At 72.7% G+C, this 16,889-nt stretch carries 16 protein-coding genes and 1 other RNA gene; 12 read left to right on the top strand and 5 right to left on the bottom strand.

The features are described from left to right. The first annotated feature begins 21 nt into the window (after window positions 1-21). Window positions 22-993, top strand: coding sequence for a hypothetical protein (locus tag CRP27_RS03470; protein ID WP_097179324.1), 972 nt, complete (start codon window positions 22-24; stop codon window positions 991-993). A 104-nt stretch (window positions 994-1,097) separates the two neighbouring features. Here CRP27_RS03470 and CRP27_RS03465 read toward each other — a convergent pair whose 3' ends face one another. Both CRP27_RS03465 and CRP27_RS03460 read right to left on the bottom strand, forming a co-directional pair. Continuing rightward, entirely contained in the window at window positions 1,098-1,670 is a 573-nt protein-coding gene (locus CRP27_RS03465) for a GIY-YIG nuclease family protein (RefSeq protein ID WP_097179323.1), read from the bottom strand. A 66-nt stretch (window positions 1,671-1,736) separates the two neighbouring features. Beyond that, window positions 1,737-2,582 carry a siderophore-interacting protein gene (locus CRP27_RS03460; RefSeq protein ID WP_097179322.1) on the bottom strand — a complete coding sequence of 282 codons (846 nt, stop codon included), beginning with the start codon at window positions 2,580-2,582 and terminating at the stop codon, window positions 1,737-1,739. A 58-nt stretch (window positions 2,583-2,640) separates the two neighbouring features. Here CRP27_RS03460 and CRP27_RS03455 point away from each other — a divergent pair, with 58 nt between their 5' ends. Together CRP27_RS03455 and CRP27_RS03450 are read left to right on the top strand one after the other, a co-directional pair. After that, on the top strand, window positions 2,641-3,324 hold the full coding sequence (locus CRP27_RS03455; protein WP_097179321.1) for a heme oxygenase (biliverdin-producing): 684 nt from the start codon (window positions 2,641-2,643) through the stop codon (window positions 3,322-3,324). Then, entirely contained in the window at window positions 3,321-3,614 is a 294-nt protein-coding gene (locus CRP27_RS03450) for a DUF2470 domain-containing protein (protein WP_255257412.1), read from the top strand. Before CRP27_RS03455 ends, CRP27_RS03450 begins: the two co-directional genes overlap by 4 nt. Window positions 3,615-4,130: 516 nt before the next feature. On the opposite strand, the gene CRP27_RS03445 is transcribed toward CRP27_RS03450, so the two are convergent. Continuing rightward, a complete protein-coding gene (locus tag CRP27_RS03445; protein ID WP_097179629.1) occupies window positions 4,131-5,840 on the bottom strand; it encodes a BCCT family transporter in 1,710 nt (569 codons plus the stop codon). Window positions 5,841-6,126: 286 nt separating this feature from the next. On the opposite strand from CRP27_RS03445, the gene CRP27_RS03440 reads away from it, so the two are divergent. The 9 genes from CRP27_RS03440 (at window position 6,127) to CRP27_RS03400 (ending at window position 15,368) form a co-directional block, all read left to right on the top strand. Beyond that, a complete protein-coding gene (locus CRP27_RS03440; protein WP_097179320.1) occupies window positions 6,127-8,784 on the top strand; it encodes a phosphoenolpyruvate carboxylase in 2,658 nt (885 codons plus the stop codon). A gap of 119 nt (window positions 8,785-8,903) precedes the next feature. Next, on the top strand, window positions 8,904-10,121 hold the full coding sequence (locus tag CRP27_RS03435; RefSeq protein ID WP_255257411.1) for a multidrug effflux MFS transporter: 1,218 nt from the start codon (window positions 8,904-8,906) through the stop codon (window positions 10,119-10,121). 49 nt (window positions 10,122-10,170) lie between these two features. After that, on the top strand, window positions 10,171-10,509 hold the full coding sequence (locus tag CRP27_RS03430) for an STAS domain-containing protein (RefSeq protein ID WP_097179319.1): 339 nt from the start codon (window positions 10,171-10,173) through the stop codon (window positions 10,507-10,509). Continuing rightward, on the top strand, window positions 10,506-10,925 hold the full coding sequence (locus tag CRP27_RS03425) for an ATP-binding protein (protein WP_097179318.1): 420 nt from the start codon (window positions 10,506-10,508) through the stop codon (window positions 10,923-10,925). The genes CRP27_RS03430 and CRP27_RS03425 overlap by 4 nt, the downstream gene beginning before the upstream one ends. A gap of 96 nt (window positions 10,926-11,021) precedes the next feature. Then, entirely contained in the window at window positions 11,022-11,981 is a 960-nt protein-coding gene (locus tag CRP27_RS03420; RefSeq protein ID WP_097179317.1) for an AraC family transcriptional regulator, read from the top strand. 48 nt (window positions 11,982-12,029) lie between these two features. After that, a complete protein-coding gene (locus CRP27_RS03415; RefSeq protein ID WP_176505448.1) occupies window positions 12,030-12,587 on the top strand; it encodes an alpha/beta hydrolase in 558 nt (185 codons plus the stop codon). Window positions 12,588-12,703: 116 nt separating this feature from the next. Next, complete coding sequence (locus CRP27_RS03410) at window positions 12,704-13,738, top strand: hypothetical protein (protein ID WP_097179316.1); 1,035 nt, start codon at window positions 12,704-12,706, stop codon at window positions 13,736-13,738. A gap of 47 nt (window positions 13,739-13,785) precedes the next feature. Beyond that, window positions 13,786-14,631: a Nif3-like dinuclear metal center hexameric protein gene (locus CRP27_RS03405; protein ID WP_097179315.1), complete on the top strand. Its 846-nt coding sequence runs from the start codon at window positions 13,786-13,788 to the stop codon at window positions 14,629-14,631. Window positions 14,632-14,633: 2 nt separating this feature from the next. Further along, complete coding sequence (locus CRP27_RS03400) at window positions 14,634-15,368, top strand: zinc ribbon domain-containing protein (protein WP_097179314.1); 735 nt, start codon at window positions 14,634-14,636, stop codon at window positions 15,366-15,368. Between the two features lie 255 nt (window positions 15,369-15,623). Here the strand turns inward: CRP27_RS03400 and rnpB are convergent. Next, an RNA gene (gene rnpB / locus CRP27_RS03395) (RNase P RNA component class A) lies at window positions 15,624-15,984 on the bottom strand. Window positions 15,985-16,127: 143 nt separating this feature from the next. Next, window positions 16,128-16,880, bottom strand: a complete 753-nt coding sequence (gene ppgK, locus CRP27_RS03390) for a polyphosphate--glucose phosphotransferase (protein WP_097179313.1) — start codon at window positions 16,878-16,880, stop codon at window positions 16,128-16,130. Window positions 16,881-16,889: the final 9 nt, after the last annotated feature.

The following is a 16,889-nucleotide window of genomic DNA, read 5'->3' as shown; positions in this document are numbered from 1 at the left end:
GGTCGTGCCTAGCGTGACGGCGTGGCCGAACCCGTCGACGCGTGGTGGCGCCGCCGACAGTGGTCGCGCGGCGTCCCGGTGCCGTACGCCGTGGGGGAGTTCCGCGCCGAGTGGGCCTCGTACCCGGTGCTCGTCCGGCAGTACCACCCGGACTGGAACCACGGTCTCGTCCTGAGCCAGGTACCACCGGCGGCCGAGGTCCTGCTGACGTGGGAGTGCGACGTCGGGCACGTGTTCGTCGCGACCCCGGCCGAGCAGCGCTCCCGCCCTGGTCGTGAACGGCGGCGGTCCGTCTGGTGCCCCGAGTGCGCGGTCCAGGCGCAACCCCAGCGGTGGCCCGTCCTGCCGTCGGACTGGCCGACCGCGGTGCCCGTGCCGCAGCGGGTCGTGCGGGTGACCGGTCGGCAGACCCTGCCCGCTGCACCGGCGCGGGGGACACCGGCCGGCGCGGTCGCCTCGACGCGGTCCCGTGCGCGGCGTCCGGAGCCCGGTGCGCCCCGTCGGCCCCGACCCGCGACGGCCCCGCGGTCGATCTGCCCGAAGACCCCGCAGCTCCCATCGGGGGAGTCATTCACGAGCGTGTGCGCCCCGGCGACGGCCTCCGCGGTCGAGGCGGAGCTCCGTGCCGCCCTCGCCGAACGCTTCGCCTTCACGTACGACCACTCGGCGATCCGGCTCGACCGGCCGTTCTTCGACCACGTCGAGGTCTGGCCGGACATCATCCTGCCGGAGCTCCGCGTGGCGATCGAGTACGACTCGACCGGGCGGCACGGGCTCGAGCACGTCGGACCCCGGCAGGAGACCGATCGCCGCAAGGACCGTGCGGTGCGTGGCGTCGGGTGGGAGGTCGTCCGCATCCGGACGGGTCGGCTGCAGGCGCTCGGCCCGTACGACCTCGAGGTCTCGGGCATCTCCGGCCGCACCGTCGCCCGGCTGGCGGACACGCTGCGGGAGATCCGGGGCGCGCTGTTCGTCGATGCGTACGGCCGCTGACCGGTGCCGGGCGGCCGCGCACAACCAAAGTGCGCCGGCACCGTGGATCGCCGCGGTTCGCGCTGACTTTGGTTGTGCGCGACGGGCGAGCGCCGCCCCGCCCGTCAGCCGCGCAGCGCGAGCGCCTCGCTCGTCCACCGGGCGTGCAACTCCCACGGGTCGCTGACCCCCGCGGCCACGGTGGCGACGTGCTCGAGCAGCTCCGGCGTCACCCGGAACCACTCCGTCCCCGGGTACCGCGTCGCAGCGAACTGCGCGTGCCGTCGACGCTCGAGGGTCCGATCGCCTCGCTCGAACCCGAGGAGGTCCTGGTGCGGGATCGCCGCGAGCCGCTGCCGCGGGTTCGTCGTCGTCCCGATCTTGATCCGGTCGCCGAAGTCGTCGCGCATCCGGAGGTAGTAGACGACGTCGACCCGCGGGGGAGCGAGGTCGCCGTCGGGCACGTCGCCCCAGCGCCACTCGCACGTCGCGCACACGGCGCCGGACGGGAAGCGCACGCCCAGCCGCGAGCCGCACACCGGGCACGGGCCGGGCAGCGCGTCCTCGACGCCGACGTGCTCGGCGGCGGCATCGACGACGAGCGCGACGTGCCCAGCGCACAGCGGCACCGCGGGCACCGCGGACCCGGGGACCGCACCGGCGTCGCAACCGGGCGCACAGCACGAGAGGGCGACCATGCCGGGAACGCTAGCCCGACCCACCGACGCGCACCGCGCCTCCAGGCCGAACGGACGGACACCCGCCTACTCGGTGAAGATGACCCCGATCGGTTCCCGCTTCTCCTCCTGGAACCGGTCCTCGGCGCGGCCGAGCGCCCAGTAGGCGGACAGCGACATCTCGGACTTCTCCAGCCCCCAGTCGTCCTGCAGCAGCCGACGGATCGCCTTCATGGCGGTCCGCTCGCCGTGCGCGAAGACCTGCACCGGCCGGGAGGCACGCTCCAGCGAGCGGGCCGCGTCCAGCAGGAGCGTGCCCGGCTCGGCGCCGGTGGCGTCGCGGTGCAGCCACCGCACGTCGACACCGGTCGGGTGCGCGATGGTCTGCTCGTCGGCGGGACCGGCCACCTCGACCAGGGCGACGCCCGCGGCGGACTCGGGCATGGACTCCAGGGCGGCGGAGATCGCGGGCAGCGCGCTGTCGTCGCCGAGCAGGACGTGGGTGACCGCCGGGTCGGTGGACGGTGCGTACCCGCCACCGGGACCGGAGAGGGCGAGCAGGTCACCGGGCTGCGCTGCGGCTGCCCAGGGACCGGCGAGTCCGTCGTCGCCGTGCACCACGAAGTCGACGGCGATCGTCTTGGCGGCGTGGTCGACGGCGCGGACCGTGTACGTCCGGCGGGCGGGACGGTCCTGCTTCGGCAGGGTCTCGCGGAGTTCCTCGAGGTCGTACGGCGGCGTCAGACCGAGCGACGGCTTGGCGAGCAGGAGCTTCACGTACTTGTCCGTGGCGTCGAGGCGGTCCGGGTCGGCGGCGGCGACGAAGTCGTCGAAGGCCGGGCCGCCGAGGTGCACCCGGACCATGTGCGGTGAGAGCCGCTCGGTCCGGTCGACGACGAAGACGTGCTGGGGGCGCTTGGGTTTCGAGCTCATCGGTGCGAGCTTCCTCTCGGGTCCTTGACGTTGTCCGAACTGAGGTTAGCCTTACCTCATGACCACGACCGTCATCCCGTTCTCCGAGCTGCTGCGCAAGCGCACGCGTCGCGCGCACGGATCCTCGGCCGGGAACGGCTTCATGCACGACCTGCTCGGCGGTGGGTGCGACGTCGCCGACTACGCCGCGCTGCTCGGACAGTACTCGTTCGTCTACGACGCCCTGGAACGCGCCGCCGACCGGATGGCCGACCACCCCGTCGCCGCTCCGTTCGTGACCTCGCAGCTCACCCGGATGCCGGCGATCCGCGCCGACCTCGAGTACCTCGTCGGACCGGACTGGTCCGAGCTCGTGTGCCCGCTGCCGGCGACGACGGCGTACGTCCGACGCCTGAACGAGGTCGCGGCCGAGTGGCCCGGCGGGTTCGTCGCGCACCACTACACGCGGTACCTCGGCGACCTGTCCGGTGGGCAGATGATCGGCCGCGTGCTCTCGGAGCAGTTCGGCTTCGAGACGAACGGCATCCTGTTCTACATCTTCGACCAGGTCGCCGACCCGAGTGCCTTCGAGGACACCTACCGTGCGCAGCTCGACGCCGCGCCGTGGTCGCCCGACGAGCAGGAGCGAGTCCTCGCCGAGGTCGAACTCGCGTACTCGCTCAACAACGGCCTGCTCGAGGGGCTCGACGCGACCCGGAGCCCGGGCGGCACCGACACGGGGAACGTGACGGTGATCGCGTGACCGACCCCCTCGACGACGACGCCCGCCGCGCGATCCTGCGGCACATGAACGGTGACCACGGGACGGACAACCTCGTCATCGTGCGGGCGAACGGCGCGGCCACGGCGGTCGCGGCGACCATGACCGAGATCGACGCGATCGCCGGTGTGTGGATCGCGCAGCTCGACGACGGTGCCGAGGAGCAGGTCATCGTCCCGTGGAGCACCCCGCTCACCGATCGGCGCTCGGCCCGCGTGCAGATCGTCGAGGTGCACGCCGCTGCCCAGGCCCGGTTGACCGAACCGAGCTGACCTCCCCAGACACGCCGGGATCGCGGAGCGCGTCGCAACAGCAGGGGTGCTTCCGCCACGCGTCGCGATCCCGGCGTTCCCGCGTGCCGCGGCGCGGCGCGGCGCGGTGCGGCGGTGCGGCGCTTCGCAGTGTGCGAGGTCCCGCGCATCGTGACACCGCGCGCGCCTCGCACACCGCCCGGAACCTCGCACGCTGCAGCGCCCGCGTGGCCCCACCTGCCGGGAGGCGTGCGTCGCCGCCGCCACGCGCGGCACCTCGCAGGGTGCGAGGTCCCGCGCACCGTGGCACCGCAGGCGCCTCGCACGTTGCGCGGCACCTCGCACGGTGCGGCACCCGCTCGGCACCACCTGACTGGAGGCACGGGTCGGCGCCGTCACGCGCCCCACGAGCCGCGGCGCGGCCCGCAGTGTGCGAGGTCCCGCGCACCGTGACACGGCAGGAACCTCGCACCAGGCTCGGAACCTCGCACACTGCCCCGCCCCGCCCCGCGCCACCGCGCGTCGCGCGCGCCGCGCTCAGTGCCGCATGCGGCGCGTCAGCTTCTGGATCGGGCCGGTCTTCGGCGCGCGCTCCGCTGGCTCGACGACCTCCTGCTGGTAGAACTCCGCCAGGTCCGTCATGAGCGCCCGCCGCTCGGCACGGGCGTACGCCCGACGCTCGCGGGTGAACGCGACCACCGTCGACCAGCACATCAGGACCATCACGATGCTGAACGGGAGCGCCGTCGTGATGGCCGCGGTCTTCAGGGCGTTCAGCCCTCCGGCGAGCAGGAGCGTCACCGCGACGAGGGCCGTCACCCCGGCGAAGAACACCCGGATCCAGTTCTTCGGCTCGATCTGCCCGCCGGTCGCGATCATGCCCATCACGAGGGCGCCGGAGTCGGCCGAGGTGACGAAGAAGACCCCGATGAGGATGATCGCCCCGATGACGAGTACCGAACCCGCCGGCATCGCGCCGAGCAGCTGGAACAGGACCTGCTCGACGGACACGCTGCCGTCGGCGCCGACGAGGTCCCCGGTGCCGTGCAGCTGGCCGTAGAGCGCCGTGCCGCCCATGATCGCGAACCAGAGGAAGGTCAGGAGCGTCGGGACGAACAGGACGCCCAGGACGAACTGCCGAACGGTCCGGCCGCGGGAGATCCGCGCGATGAAGATGCCGACGAACGGCGCCCACGACATCCACCAGCCCCAGTAGAACGTGGTCCAGGCGCCCTGCCAGTCCTGCCCGGCCTTGCCCGCGAAGGCGCTGGTGTCGAAGGCCAGGCCGACGAACCCCTGCACGTACTGCCCGATCGACTGCACGAACTCGCCGAGCAGGAACTGCGTCGGCCCGACGAACAGGACGAAGACGAGCAGGACGGCGGCGAGCCCGAGGTTGATGTTCGAGAGGATCTTCATGCCCTTGCCGACACCGCTGAGCAGCGACCCGATGGCGATCAGCGTGACGACGACGATCAGCCCGATCTGCAGACCGCGCGTGTTCTCCGCGATCCCGGTGTACTCGAGACCGGACCCGATCTGGAGCACGCCGAGGCCGAGTGACGTCGCGACGCCGAACAGGGTCCCGATCAGGGCGAGCACGTCGATGAGGTTGCCCCACCCGCCGACGACCCGCTTGCCGAGCAGTGGTTCGAGTGCCCAGCGGATCGACACCGGGCGCGACCGCCGGTGGATCGCGTACGCCAGGGCCAGGCCGACGACGACGTAGATCGCCCACGCGTGCAGCCCCCAGTGCAGGAAGGTCTGCGTGAGCGCCTGCTGCGCCAGGGCGTCGTCGTCACCGGTGACCCCGGGCCGCGGCGAGGCGAAGTGGCTGAGCGGCTCGGCGACGCCGTAGAACACGAGCCCGATGCCCATGCCCGCGGCGAAGAGCAGCGACAACCACGACAGGGTGGAGAACTCGGGCTGCTCGTCGTCCTGCCCGAGCACGATGTCGCCGAACCGGCTGAAGCCGATCCAGATCGCGAAGACGACGAACGCCGCGGCCGCGATCACGTAGTACCAGCCGAAGTCCCGCACGATCCAGCCCTGCACGGCGGTGAAGGCGTCCTCGGTGGCGCGTGGTGCGATGAGCGCGACGGCGACGAACGCCAGGACGATCCCGGCCGCCGGCCAGAACACCCAGCGCTCCACTGGTGGCTGCACCCGGACGGGGCGCGTCCCGACGTCGTCCTGCTCCCGCCCGGTGGCGGGTTCTCGGTCTGCCGGCTCGGTCGTCTCGTCCATGGCGTCCCTCCACCCACGGATGCGGAGCATCCCTGGCCGGATTCTACGAACGCTGGCCGTGGTCCGTCCGGGTGCGATGGGAACCGACTGGAGGCGCGTGGCGGCGCCGCCACGCGCCTCCAGGCCCGCAGGTGGCGACGCCACGGCACGTCGTGAGCAGAACGGGTCGGGTCCGGTCCGCGGACGCGCCGCGGTCCGTCCGGACGGTTGTCGTCAGCCGTCGCGACTGGCCGATACGCTGCTGGGATACCGGGAGGGCGTTCCCGGCAGACCCGGAAAGGACCACATGACGGCGATCGATGGATCGACGCGCCACGGGCGCGCTCGGGACGACGTCAGCGGAGCGGTCGACAGCGACCTGCGCTCGGACGTGCGGTACCTCGGCAACCTGCTCGGACGGGTGCTGCGGGAGACCGGCGGTGAGGACCTCCTGCACGACGTCGAGAGCCTGCGTGCCGCGGTCATCGACGCGTTCGAGGGCGGCGAGGCCGAGGGCGCAGCACGCGCCGAGGCGATCGTCGCGGGCATGTCGGCCGAGCGGGCCGAGGCCGTCGCGCAGGCGTTCACGACGTACTTCCACCTGACGAACCTGGCGGAGGAGCACCACCGCGTCCGCGTGCTGCGGCACCGCGGCGACGACGGTGGGCTCGCGGGGGACTCGTTCCCCGCCACCTACGCCTCGCTCGTGGAGCAGGTCGGTGCGGACGAAGCCGCGGCACGTCTCCGTGACCTCCGCTTCCACCCCGTGCTGACCGCGCACCCGACCGAGGCACGCCGCCGCGCGGTGACCACGGCGGTGCGCCGGATCACCGACCTCATCGACGAGCGCGACCGGACGACGAACGCCACCGCGCTGGCCGAGAACGAACGCCGGCTGCTCGAGGAGATCACGACGCTCCTCCGCACGTCGCCGCTCCGCACCACCCGGCCGACCCCGCTCGACGAGGTCCGCACCGCGATGAGCGTGTTCGACCAGACGCTGTTCGAGATCGTGCCGCAGGTGTACCGGCTGCTCGACGACCGGCTGCTCGGCGACGACGCCGGCCGTGCCCCGGTGACCGCACCGGCCTTCGTGCGCTTCGGCACCTGGATCGGCGGCGACCGCGACGGCAACCCGCACGTGACCGCCGACGTGACCCGCCAGGCGGCCGAGATCGCGGCGGAGCACATCCTGCTCGGACTGTCCCGCGCCGCGACCCGCATCGGCAGCACGCTGACGCTCGACGCCAGCGAGACCCCTGCCGACGCCGGGCTCACGGCGCTCGTGGCTGCGCAGGAGTCCCTCGACGCCGGCATCGCGGAGCGCATCGGCGTCCGTGCGCCGAACGAGACGCACCGCCGCGCGCTGCTGTTCGTCGCCGCCCGGATCGACGCCACCCGGACCGGTCAGCCGGACCTGGCCTACCCCGGGCCCGAGGCCCTGTTGGCGGACCTCCGCACGATCCAGGCCTCGCTCGTCGCGGCCGGCGCGACCCGTCCCGCGAACGGCGAGCTGCAGAACCTGATCTGGCAGGTCGAGACCTTCGGGTTCCACCTCGCCGAGCTCGAGGTCCGGCAGCACTCGCAGGTGCACCGCACCGCCCTCGCGGAGATCCGTGCCGGCGGCGAGCTGAGCGAGATGACGCAGGAGGTCCTCGAGGTCTTCCGCACCATCGCGTCGCTGCAGTCCCGCTACGGGGTGCGCGCCGCCAGCCGGTACATCGTCTCGTTCACCCAGTCCGCAGCGGACCTGGCGAACGTGCACGAGCTCGCCGTCGCGGCGCTCGGTTCGCCCGAGGCAGCGCCGGTCCTCGACGTCATCCCGCTGTTCGAGACCTTCGCCGACCTGCACGCGAGCGTCGACATCCTCGACGAGGCCGTGCGCACCGAGGCGTTCCAGCGCCGCCTCGCCGCCACGGGCCGCACGCTCGAGGTCATGCTCGGCTACTCGGACTCGTCGAAGGACGTCGGCCCGGTGTCGGCGAACCTCGCGCTCTACGACGCCCAGGCCCGCATCGCCGACTGGGCGAAGGCCAACGACGTCGAGCTGACGCTGTTCCACGGCCGGGGCGGTTCGCTCGGCCGCGGCGGCGGACCCGCGAACGAAGCGGTGCTCGCGCAGCCCCGTGGCTCGATCGACGGCCGGCTCAAGCTCACCGAGCAGGGCGAGGTCATCTTCGCCCAGTACGGCGACAAGGACATCGCCGCGCGGCACCTCGAGCAGATGGCCTCGGCCACCCTGTTCGCCTCGTCGCCGTCGAACGAGGACCGCACTGCCGTCGCGGCCACTCGCTTCGCCGAGCTCGCACAGCAGCTCGACGACGTGTCGCGCCAGGCCTTCTACGACCTGGTGAAGGCGGACGGGTTCGCACCCTGGTTCGCACGCGTGACCCCGATGGAGGAGATCGGTCTCCTGCCGCTCGGGTCCCGCCCGGCCCGCCGCGGGCTGAGCGTCGAGTCCCTCGAGGACCTCCGGGCGATCCCGTGGGTGTTCTCGTGGACCCAGGCCCGCATCAACCTCGCCGGGTGGTACGGTCTCGGCTCCGCGCTCGAGGCCGTCGGGGACGTCGAACTCCTCCGCACCGCGTACGCCGAGTGGCCGCTGTTCGGCGCGATGATCAAGAACGTCGAGATGTCGCTCGCGAAGACCGACGAGCACATCGCCCGTCGCTACCTCGAGCTCGCCGACCGCGACGACCTCGCCGCCAAGGTCCTCGACGAGATGCTGCGCACCCGGGACTGGGTGCTCCGGGTCTCCGGCGGCAGCGACGTGCTCGAGGACCGCCCGGTCCTCGCCCGCGCCGTCCGCCTCCGCAGCCCGTACGTCGACGCCCTGTCGCACCTGCAGCTGCGCGCGCTGCGCGCGATCCGCTCCACCGGCAGCACCGACCCGGAGGACGGCGACCACCGTCTCCTCCTCCTCACCGTCAACGGGATCGCCGCCGGCCTGCAGAACACGGGTTGAGACGGACTGGAGGCGCGGTGCGGGCCCGCACCGCGCCTCCAGTCCGCCCGGAGGGCTGACCACCGCCCCTGCCGCACCCGCCCTTGTCGAATCGATTCGGGTGCGCGTAGCGTGGCCACGTGACGACGGAGCGCATGCGGACCCCGGTGACGTCGAGCGTGCTGCCGCCGATCGTGCCGCTCGCGCTCATCGTGGGCGTCTCGCCCTTCGCGACCGACATGTACATCCCGGCGCTGCCCGCGATCGCGCGCGACCTCGGGACGACGCCGGGTGCCGTGCAGCTCTCGCTGACGGCCTTCCTGGTCGCGTTCGCCGTCGGGCAGCTCCTCGCCGGGCCGGTCAGCGACGGCATCGGTCGTCGACCCCTGATGGTCGTCGGGACGGCCGTGTTCGCCCTCGCGTCGGTCGGGTGCGCGCTGGCGCCGGACGTCGTGACGCTCGTCGTGGCGCGGGTGTTCCAGGGGCTCGCGGGTGCCGCGGGTGCCGTCGCCGGCCGCGCGATGGTGTCCGACGTCACCGGTGGGCCGCGGATGGCGAAGGTGTTCGGCACGCTCGCGGCGATCAACGCCATCGGTCCGGTCGTGGCGCCCTTGGCAGGGGGAGCGGTCCTGACGATCGGGACGTGGCGCCTGATGTTCGTCGTGCTCGCGGTGCTCGGCGCGGTGTTCTTCGTCGCCGTCGTCGTCCGGTTCCACGAGACCCTGCCGCGGGGGTCGCGCGGTGGCGTCGGCCTCGGTGCGAACTGGCAGCGCATCCGCGAGCTCATGGCGATCCCGCGGTTCCGGGCGTACGTGCTCACCGGGGTGCTCTCCACGATCGGGTTCTTCGCGTACATCGCGACGAGCTCGTTCGTGTTCCAGACCGAGTACGGCTTCTCGGAGGGCATGTACACGCTCGTCTTCGCGACCAACGCCTCGATGATGATCGTCACGACGCTGGTCTTCCGTCGTGTCGTCGGACGGTTCTCCGAGGACGCGCTGCTGTCGTTCGGCCTCGCCGTCGGGACGGTCGGCGCGGCCGGGGTCCTGGTGTCCGCGCTCCTGGGGCTCGGCGCGGTCCCGGTGTGGTGCTCGCTCGCCGTCGTCACCGCGGCGTGGGGCTTCGTCCTGCCGGCGGCGATGACGCGGACCCAGCACGTCGGCGCGGCGCACCCGGGGACGGCCGCCGCGTTGCAGGGCGGGCTGACGTTCGGGCTCGGCGGCCTCGGGACACCGCTCGCCGGTGCACTGGGCGGCACCGCACTCGCGATGGGCGCCGTGATGGCGACGCTCATGGCGGCGGCCGTCGTCGTGCAGCTGGTCGCCACCCGGCGGGGGCGGATCGCCTCGAGGGCGTGACCCGGTAGGTTGCATGGTGCACGCCGCACCGACCTGAGGAGGCACCGGCATGGACATCGTCGTACACGAGGCAGACACGGACGTCGCGGTGCTGGAGTGCAGCGGCCGGCTGAACATGGTGTCGGCCCCGACCTTCCGCGAGACGGTGGCGCAGGTCGTCACCGGCGGCCGGCCCAAGGTCGTCGTCGAACTGTCGACGGTGGAGTTCATGGACTCGTCCGGGCTCGGCGCGCTCGTGGGCTGCCTGAAGACCGCGCGGCAGGCGGGCGGCGACCTCCGCATCGCAGCACCGTCCGACCAGGTCGAGATGGTGCTCAAGCTGTCCAACATGGACAAGATCCTCCGCACGTACCCGGACGGGGACGCCGCGGTCAGCGACTGGGGATGAGCACCGCGGTGGGCGGGCACAGCCTCGACCTGGCGTGTCCGCCGGACGACGTCACGGCGGTGCACACGTTCCTGGCCTCGGTGTGGAACGCCGAGCCGTCGGTGACGCCGGAGGACCGGATGGCGCTCGAGCTGGCGTTGGTCGAACTCACCTCGAACGTCATCGAGCACGCGAGCGGTGGCGGCGGGGTGTCCTGCTCGGTGCGCCTCGACGTGGGCGACGACGCCGTCGAGGTCAACCTCACCGACGACGGGGTCGCCGTGCCGATCGACCCGTCGGCCGCCCGGCTGCCCGACGCCCTCGCCGAGAGCGGCCGGGGGCTGGCACTCGTGCAGATGGTCGTCGACGACCTGCGCTACGAGCGGATCGCTGACCGGAACCGCTGGACCGTTCGTCGCGGCCTGACCCGAGGCTGAGTCGCTTCGTCCGCATCGCGCAGCGCCTGAGCCGTTATCCGCAAGGCGCACCGCCGCGGCACCGGAGTGCCGTGCCGCCGTGTCACGATCCAGTCGATGACTGTCGAGCCCGACCCCAGGATCAGCTTCGAGACGTCCGGGGACGACCTCGCGGCGGCGATCCAGATGTACGAAGACGCCTACGACGGCGCCGGGTTCCGTGCTGCGCAGACCGAGCGCCCCTTCAGCTACCGCTTCCGTGTGGTCGGTGACGACACGATGTCGTTCCGGTCGACCCGGTTCGACGCCCGGATGGAGGGCGAACTCGAGGCACGTGACGAGTACGTGGTGATGTGGCTCGCCGACGGTGGCGGGCTCGTCGACGTCGGCAGGGAGGAGGTCGCCTTCGGCCCGGGGACACCGATGATGTTCCCGACCGGTCGGCCGTTCCGGTTCGACCTGCAGGACGTCCGGCAGAGCCTGGTGCAGTTCGAGCGGACGTACCTCGAGGGCATCGCGGCCGAGGAGCACGGCGCCCGACCCGCACCCCTGGTGTTCGACCACACGCAGGCTCCGCGCAAGGAGGACCTGCGCGGCTGGAACGCTCAGGTGCAGCGAGCCGCCTCGACCGTGCTGGGCAACGCGCCCGTGTCGCCGATCGTCCTCGCCGAGACCGCCCGCGACACCGCGCTGGCCCTGCTCCGGACGTTCCCGCACACCGTGCTCGCGCCGGACGTCTCCCTGCCCCAGGGAGCCACCGGCCGCGTCCGCGAAGCAGTGGAGTACATGCACGCCTTCGCGCACACCCCGATCTCCACCACGGACGTCGCCGAGCACGTCGGCCTGAGCGTCCGCGGGTTGCAGCAGGCCTTCCAACGGCAGGTGGGGACGGCGCCGAACACGATGCTGCGGGGCATCCGGCTCGACCGGGTCCGGGACGAGCTCCGCCGGGCCTCGGCCGGCGAGGTCACCGTCGCCGCGGTCGCGGTGCGCTGGGGCTTCGCGCACCTCGGACGGTTCTCCGGCGCGTACGCCAGTCGGTTCGGGGAGTACCCGCGCGACACGCTGCACGGCTGAGCCCGGGTGCGTCGTCGGTCGGCGGCACTCCTCGCTACGATCTGGACCGTGCGCAGACCTCGACCGTGGGTGATCGTCCCCGGGATCTGGAACTCCGACCCGGACCACTGGCAGTCGCGGTGGCAGGCCGAACGCGCCGCCGTCGACCCCGGGGGCGTCGTGCGCATCGAGCCGGCCTCGTGGAGCGAGCCGGACCCGTCCGACTGGTCCGCGGCGATCACGCGCGCCGTCCGGTCCCTCGACGAACCGCCCGTCCTCGTCGCGCACAGCCTGGGCGTCCTCGCCGTCGCCGGGTGGCTGGGGGAGCCGGGCCGTCCGTCCGTCGCCGGGGCGTTCCTCGTGGCGCCGCCGGACCCTGCCGCGCCGGGCTTCCCCGCCGAGGCTGCGGGGTTCGCCGAGCCGCACGCAGCGTCCGCCGTGCCGACCGTGCTGGTCATCAGTGACGACGACCCGTACTGCTCGGCAGACCGGGCCGTCGGGTTCGCCGACGTCCTCGGCGCCGGGGCCGTCCGGATCGGCGCACGCGGGCACGTGAACGTCGCGAGCGGCGTCGGCGACTGGCCCGCCGGACGAACCCTGCTGGGGGACTTCGAGCACTCGCTCTGACACCGGCGCGAGCCCCGGCCGACACGCCGTTCACGTTCGACGCGATATGGCAGGGACTCCAGCGACACACCGCGGATGTCCACGGATCTGAGCGTTGCGATATTTATGCTCCGACCATGGAAACGCAGTCCGGTGCACGCACCCCCCTCGTCGACCCGTTCGGTCGCGAGCTCGAGGAGTGGCTCCGTGACGCCCCGGCGACGCGCGCCCCGTACCTGGCGGACCTCGTGGTCCCGCCGGTCACCGGTCCCGTGCAGCGACCGGACGCAGCGTCGGACGCCGCAGTCGAGCCCGCCGGAACCGTCCCCGTGCCGGAGGTGGACGCCGCTGCGCCGGTGCCGTCGGCCGCGACCGACGACTCCGCCTTCCGCCGCCCCCGCGACCGTGCTCGGCACGCTGCTGCCTGCGCCCCGTCGTTCCCCGAACCCCCGGAGCGCCTCGCCCTCCGCATCGAGGACCTCGCCGTCGAGGTGTCCGCATCGAGCGGGCGCACCACGATCGAGCGCATCGTGATCCTCGAGGACGAGGTCCGCCGCCGTGACGAGGACCTCGCACGCCTCGCCGCGTGGGAGGCCACCGTCGCCGGACAGACGGATCCCGAGGTCGAGGCCGCACGGGCCTTCGCCCACACGGTCTTCGCTGACCTCCTCGCCGACGCGGCGCTCGAGTCCGGCCGTCGCGAGCGTGCTGCCGCCCGTCGTGCCGCCACCGGCACGGTCCCGGTGCAGCGCGTCGCCGCGCCGGCCGCGCCGGCGGTCCCCGCTCTCGTCGAGGCGACCGAGGTCGTCGACGCGATCGACGCCACGGCGCCGACCACGTCGGGACGTGACGAGGTCGCGCGACCCGTGCTGTCCCTCTCGGTCGTCTCACCGGTGTCCGCGAACACGCGACCGACCCCGCTCATCCAGCCCGCCACCGGACCCACGGTCATCGACCGTGCCGCGTTCGCCGCCGCCCTGACCGCGCACGTCGGCACGACCGCGAGCACCCCGGTGGTCCTGCCGGAGGCCGTGCAGCCGCCGACGGTCGCCGAGACCGCCGCGGTCGAGCCCTCCGACGCGCACTACACCGACGAGACGGACGAGACGGAGCAGGCCGGTTGGTGGGCACGACTCGTCGCCCGCATCCTGCACGCGTTCGGTCGACGCTGATCCACCGGCGCACCTCGGACGCACCGCCCGCTCGGTAGACTGACGGGATGCCGACGCTCCGCGAACTCCAGGCCGTGATCGAGGACCTGTGGCCCGCCGCAGGGGCCGAGTCCTGGGACGCCGTCGGGCTCGTCGCCGGTGACCCCGACCAGACGATCGAGCACGTGCACCTCGTCGTGGACGCCGTCCCCGCGACCGCGCACGAGGCCGTCGAGGTCGGGGCGGACCTGCTCCTGACCCACCACCCGCTCCTGCTCCGCGGCGTGACGACGATCGCCGAGTCGACCTACAAGGGCCGTGTGCTCGCGACGCTCGTCCGGGGCGGCACCGCGCTCGTCGCCGCGCACACGAACGCCGACGTCGTCACCACCGGGACCTCGGCCGTGCTCGCGGACCGGCTCGGTCTGATCGACCAGCGTCCCCTCGAAGCCGGCGCCGACCCGTCGACGGGCATCGGCCGCGTCGGGACCCTCGCCGAGCCGACGACCCTCGGCACCCTGGCCCGCGCGCTCGTCGACCTGCTGCCCGGTACCGCGACGGGCGTCCGGGTCTCGGGCGACTTCGAGCAGCCGATCCGCACGGTCGCGCTCTGCGCCGGCGCGGGCGACGCGTACCTGCGGAACCCGGCCGTCCTCGCAGCCGACGTCTACGTCACGAGCGACCTGCGGCACCACCCCGCGTCCGAGTTCCGCGAGCAGGCGCTGCTCGGCGGGGGCCCGGCCCTCATCGACACCTCGCACTGGGCCACCGAGTGGCTCTGGCTCGACGTCGCCGCCGAGCAGCTGCGTGCTACCGCCGGGGTCCGCGTCACCGTGAGCGACCTCCGTACCGACCCGTGGGACTTCGCCGTCCTGCCGGCCGCCGAACCCACCACCGAAACTGAAGGAGCCTGACCATGAAGGCAGCACCCGAGGACCAGGTCATCCTCCTCGACGTCCAACGACTCGACAACGACGTCACCCGGATCGCCCACCGGATCACGTCGCTCCAGAAGGGCGACCGCCTCACCGAGCTGAGCACGACTGCCGCCGGCCTGCGTGCTTCCCTCGCCGCGGCCACCGGCGAGGTCGAGGACGCCGAGCGCGAGCTCGCACGGCTCGAGTCCGACACGGCGACGGCGCAGGCCCGGGTCGCGCGCGACACCACCATGCTCCAGAACGTGTCGAGCGCGAAGGACGCCGCCGGCCTGCAGAACGAGCTCGACTCGCTCCAGCGACGCATCGGCGACCTGGAGACCGCCGAGCTCGAGGTCATGGAGACCCTCGACGGCTTCCGTGCCCGCGTCGGCGACATCGAGGCCCAGCTCGCCGACGTCGAGGCCTCGCGAGCCGGACTGGCCGCCGAGCGCGACGCCGAGATCGCCCGGCTCGAGGCCGACCGCGCCTCGGCCGTGCAGAGCCGTGCGGACGTCGCCGCGAAGGTGCCCGCCGAGCTCCTCGCGCTCTACGACCGGCAGCGTGCGCGCTACGGCTTCGGCGCGTCGCTGCTGCAGGGTGGGGTGTCGACGGCGTCGGGCGTGACGCTGACGAACTCGGACCTGCAGACGATCCGTCGGGCGGCGCCCGACGACGTCGTGCTCTGCCCCGACAGCGACGCGATCCTGGTGCGGACGGCGGAGTCCGGGCTCTAGACGCGACCCAGGGACGGCCTGGAGGCGCGGTGCCAGCTGGCACCGCGCCTCCAGGCCGTCGGTGCGTGCGTCGCGTGCGTGCGTCGCGTGCGGCGCGCGCGTCGCGTGCGTGCGTGCCTCGCACCGTGCGATGGCGCGTACCGTGCGAGGTTCCGGTCTCGGTGCGAGGGCTTTCGCGTCGCACACTGCGCGGAACCTCGCACACTCCCGCGCCCGCGTCGCACGGTGCGAGGCGCACGTCGAGCGTACGTGGTGCGAATGGGCCGGCCGTACGCCGGGTTCTGTCCCGTCACTTGCGTGGCGGTGACGGCCATCTCTCTCGGACCGACGTTGCCGTCGGCCTCCAGCGGTCTACCCGAGGACTCGGCGAGCAGCCTCAGCGTCCTCTGTCTGACCTTGCTCCGGGCGAGGTTTACCGAGCGGATCCGGTCACCCGGACCCCTGGTGGTCTCTTACACCACCGTTTCACCCTTACCGACGTCGCCGCCGGCGGTCTGCTTTCTGTGGCACTGTCTCGCGGATTGCTCCGGGTGGGTGTTACCCACCGCCCTGCTCTGTGGAGCCCGGACGTTCCTCGGCACTCCCGGGGGAGTGACGCGACCGTCTCACCGACCCATTCGCGGGACCCAGTGTAGCGGCCGGGGTGCCGAGGTCGCGCGAAGTGTCGCTCGGAGCGGGCTCGGGCGACCGATCCGGCGACCTCGGCGCGCAGTCGACGGCGTGTTGTGCGACCTCGACGTTCCGAGCAGGCGCGTCGCGCTACGACTGCGAGCGCGCCGCCAGGGTCGCCGCGCCGATGATGCCCGCGTTGTTCCGGAGGGTCGCCGGGATGATGTCCGCCTGCAGGTCGAGCAGGGGGAGGAACTCCTCGTACTGCTTCGACACGCCGCCGCCGACGACGAAGAGCTCGGGGGAGAGCAGCGCCTCGAGCGTCGAGTAGTACTTCTGCAGCCGCTTCGCCCAGTGCTTCCAGGACAGGTCGTCCCGTTCCTTGGCCGCGAAGGATGCCCGCGACTCGGCGTCGTGTCCGTCGATCTCCAGGTGCCCGAGCTCCGAGTTGACGATCAGGACGCCGTCGTTGATGAGCGCGCTGCCGATGCCCGTGCCCAGGGTCGTGACGACGACGAGGCCGTCCTTGCCCTTCGCCGCGCCGAACTGCTGCTCGGCGTACCCGGCGGCGTCGGCATCGTTCACGAAGTGGATGGAGCGGCCGAGCTCCTTCTCGAAGAGGGCCTCGGCCTCGAAGCCGATCCACTTCTTCGACACGTTCGCCGCCGACATGGTCTTGCCGTCGCGGACGATCGCGGGGAAGCAGACGCCGACCGCGACGTCCGCAGCCGGAGCGAGCTCCTCGACGATGGACTTCGCCACCGCCACGATGTCGTGCGGCTTCCCGCCCTCGGGCGTGGCCTTCTTGATCCGGTCGGTGGTGAGTTCGCCGGTGGAGACGTCGACGATCGCGCCCTTGATGCCCGTACCGCCGATGTCGACGCCGACTGCGAGGGAGGTCATGGGGAGCCT

The sequence above is a fragment of the Curtobacterium sp. 314Chir4.1 genome, from assembly GCF_900215175.1.
Classification (GTDB): domain Bacteria; phylum Actinomycetota; class Actinomycetes; order Actinomycetales; family Microbacteriaceae; genus Curtobacterium; species Curtobacterium pusillum_A.
This window is presented reverse-complemented; position numbering and strand designations above follow the sequence as displayed.

What these genes read in the sequence shown, in the direction of transcription:
- CRP27_RS03465 (WP_097179323.1), bottom strand. Translation starts at nt 1,670, where the DNA reads ATGGTCGCCCTCTCGTGCTGTGCGCCCGGTTGCGACGCCGGTGCGGTC.
- CRP27_RS03430 (WP_097179319.1), top strand. Translation starts at nt 10,171, where the DNA reads ATGGACATCGTCGTACACGAGGCAGACACGGACGTCGCGGTGCTGGAG.
- CRP27_RS03405 (WP_097179315.1), top strand. Translation starts at nt 13,786, where the DNA reads ATGCCGACGCTCCGCGAACTCCAGGCCGTGATCGAGGACCTGTGGCCC.
- CRP27_RS03455 (WP_097179321.1), top strand. Translation starts at nt 2,641, where the DNA reads ATGACCACGACCGTCATCCCGTTCTCCGAGCTGCTGCGCAAGCGCACG.
- ppgK (WP_097179313.1), bottom strand. Translation starts at nt 16,880, where the DNA reads ATGACCTCCCTCGCAGTCGGCGTCGACATCGGCGGTACGGGCATCAAG.
- CRP27_RS03440 (WP_097179320.1), top strand. Translation starts at nt 6,127, where the DNA reads ATGACGGCGATCGATGGATCGACGCGCCACGGGCGCGCTCGGGACGAC.
- CRP27_RS03420 (WP_097179317.1), top strand. Translation starts at nt 11,022, where the DNA reads ATGACTGTCGAGCCCGACCCCAGGATCAGCTTCGAGACGTCCGGGGAC.
- CRP27_RS03460 (WP_097179322.1), bottom strand. Translation starts at nt 2,582, where the DNA reads ATGAGCTCGAAACCCAAGCGCCCCCAGCACGTCTTCGTCGTCGACCGG.
- CRP27_RS03400 (WP_097179314.1), top strand. Translation starts at nt 14,634, where the DNA reads ATGAAGGCAGCACCCGAGGACCAGGTCATCCTCCTCGACGTCCAACGA.
- CRP27_RS03445 (WP_097179629.1), bottom strand. Translation starts at nt 5,840, where the DNA reads ATGGACGAGACGACCGAGCCGGCAGACCGAGAACCCGCCACCGGGCGG.
- CRP27_RS03410 (WP_097179316.1), top strand. Translation starts at nt 12,704, where the DNA reads ATGGAAACGCAGTCCGGTGCACGCACCCCCCTCGTCGACCCGTTCGGT.
- CRP27_RS03425 (WP_097179318.1), top strand. Translation starts at nt 10,506, where the DNA reads ATGAGCACCGCGGTGGGCGGGCACAGCCTCGACCTGGCGTGTCCGCCG.